The sequence below is a fragment of the Pseudomonas sp. FA-1 genome (assembly GCF_056856075.1).
The window spans coordinates 1-2,944 of sequence record NZ_JBWXTH010000026.1 but is presented as its reverse complement, the minus strand read 5'-3'; the positions used below and the strand labels follow the sequence as shown (position 1 = coordinate 2,944).

General features: G+C 61.0%; 1 protein-coding gene. It reads right to left on the bottom strand.

Going from position 1 to position 2,944, the window contains the following annotated elements; all coding sequences use genetic code 11:
• The coding region (locus AC1MHZ_RS23310; RefSeq protein WP_482967005.1) for a neuraminidase-like domain-containing protein at window positions 1-2,944 on the bottom strand (2,944 nt) is incomplete at both ends.

Here is a 2,944-nt window from a genome sequence, read left to right as displayed (position 1 = left end):
CGCAACGCCGGCACGTTGTCGATGGTCGGCAAGGCATTGGCCCCGCCCGCCTCGGCGGCCACCGCGTCGGCCCACAGGGCCTTCGGGTCGGCCGGCGCAGCATACAGCGGCAGGTTCAAGGGCTGGCCGTCCAGCGTCAGGTTGTGCCGCAGGTTGTACAGACGGATGCGCAGCGCTTCCCAATAGTCGAGCAGCATGCGGTTGGCCTCGGGCAGGAACAGCGTCCTGCCCGCCACGGCGCGTGACGGCCCCATCGCGCGCAGCTTCGCCACATCCTCGGCGCGTATGCCTTCGGCCATCATCGCCAACGCATCCAGACGATCGTCGAGCACCTGTTGCGCAGCCACCTCGCCCAGCTGCGGGTCGTCCCAGTCGGTACTCGGATCGATCCAGGGTTCGTCGCCCAGCAGGCGCAAGGCGCGCTGGTACCACACCTTCGCTTCGCTCAGGGTGTCGCGCTCGAGCTTGCGATACGCCGCATCGCCACGCCCCAGGGTGATGTCCAGCAAGCGCATGAAGGCATTGAGCTTGTAGTGCATCGGGTCGTTCTGCGCCACCGCGTCCGGGTCCAGCGACTCCAGCGGCGCCTCGTTCCACGAGGTGTCTTCTTCCAGCGGGCGTACGTTCCACATGCGCGGCGTGGAGCCGGTCGGGTTGAAGATGTACTTGAGCCATTGCTCGGCCAGGTCGAAGCGCTCTTCCTGCAGGAAGCGCTGCATCACCATCATCGGCGTGTAGTAGAACAGCTCCCAGAAATACAGCGCGTTGGCACCGCCGAAATCCATTCTCGGATCATCCTGGCTGCCCGGGATGCTCGGCTCCTTGATCTGCTGGGTGTCGTAGCTCAGGATGGTGTCGATCCCCCGCACCGCGCGCTCGGTGAGCTGGCGGGCGAACAGCGTGTTCAGCCGGGTGACCCAGGAGCCGCGCTGGAAGTACTGGGCCCCTTCGGCGGTCTCGCCGATGAACGTGGTTTTCACCGGGGTGACTTCCGCGAGCTTCGCTACCCACTCGGCCGGACCGGTCTCGCTACCGGGTTGCTTGTACAGCTGGATCTGCCAATGGCGTTCCGCGGCACCGACCTTCAGCGTCATCTTATGCGAAGTTTGATTTTCATCAGGCCACTCTGACATCTGCCCAATGTTCAGGACGCTGGAGAACTTGGTCTGCTGTACACCCTTGGCCAGATCGAAGTCGCTGTTAGCAGACTCGATGTCAGGTTTTTGTTTATTGGCGCGATAGACGATACGGCATATATCGGACTTACTAACCTTGCCCGGCGGATTCAGATAGCGGCTAGGTGTTACATGATCTACGCCTGGAGCATAATATTCAATGAGCGCCGTGACATATAGATTAGCAGAGTAATTGCCATGATCGAGAACTACCATGACGTGTTGCAATGGGTGGTAATCAACCTTGCCCATCTTAAATTTGCAAAGAATATGGGAACCATTGTACTTATGAACCTCTGTACCTTTCCCCACAGCAACATCATATATATTTTTAATGCTTTCGGGCGCAAGCCCATCCTTATTCCAACTGACACAGAGATACCCCCAGTCCGCGCCATTCTCATGACGAACCAGGAAGGCGCCCTTGTCAGTTCTTGCCATGGCTCGGACAGGTGTCTGGTGGCGAGCAAGCTCACTGAAGTGTTTGACCAGCTCGGTGATCCATCGGTTGGGCACCTCCGGACGCACAGCCTCCACCGACAGCGTCGTATCCAGCCGCAGGCTATAGCTGCCCTCTTCGGCAGCGAACGTTTCGATGACCTTCACGCTCGCATCGGACAAGTCGAACGACACGAAGTCTGCCGGTTTGCCAGACGGGGACGTGATGCCCTTCGCCACGGGCCGGTCTTTGCGAGCGAATACGCTGCACAGCCCCGTATGCGCCTCCGTGTCCAGCCAATGCGGGACTTGTCGCAGGTCGCCCAACAGCTCAATGGGCTCGCTGGTGAAATCCTCCTTGATCTGGATGCCGCCGTACTCAATGGCTTCGTCGCCGAGGTCGCCCTTCCGATCATAGATACCGGCCACCAGGGCGTTCAGGCCGGGCAGGCTGACCAGGAACAGCGAGTAGTTTTCGTAATCGACCGCTGGTGACGTTTCACCCTCTTTCCCTTTGTTCTCGTCCCAGCCTTCCAACCTTTCCAGCTTGTTCACGTAGGCATCAGCGATCGGGTAGTCCAGCGGTGCGCTCCAGGTCCCGTCATAGCACAACCACGCCAGCTTGTAGGACCACACATATTCCTTATCTTTTGGCTGGCCGTCGGTCTCCTTGCGGGTCAAGATACGCTCCTGACGCTCCACCCACATCAGGTACAGCCGCTCACGGTAGATCACCGGCCGGATCAGCCGGCCCACCACCTGGGGCGCCAGATTGATCTTCGTCCAGCCGCGCCAGGCGTTGGCCGGCAGCGCGCCGGTCTCCTTGTCACGCTTGCTCTCGTCCACCGTCCGCCACCAGTACTCCCGCGGCTCACCACGGCTGCGCCCGATGAACCAGGTCTTGCCCAACGATTCATCATTGGTCTGCGGCTCCCGGTCGTTGTAGTAGCCGCTGATCGTCTCCAGGTTGGCCACTTCCTCGAAAGCACTGAGGTAGCCGGGGTAGGCATCGCCAACGGTATCGCCGTTGATCTGCGCCTGCCCCAGCACCTGCAGCATGTCGTCCATCGCCTTGGTCTGGCCCAGGCGCACGGTCGGGTCGATGTAGTTCTCCGGGTAGTACATCAGCATCTGCCCGGCCGACCAGGTGGCGTAGCGGGCGTTCCAGCGGGTCCAGTCGCGGAAGAAGGGCCCGTCCAACACGCTTCTGTCCAGGGCGTAGGGGTCTTCAGGCTCCGACAAGGTACGGTGGATGAACAGTTGCAGCGCCGCCATCGCCTCGGCGATGCGCGTGGTCGTCACCTGGGCACTGTTCAGGCTGTCGAGCAGCA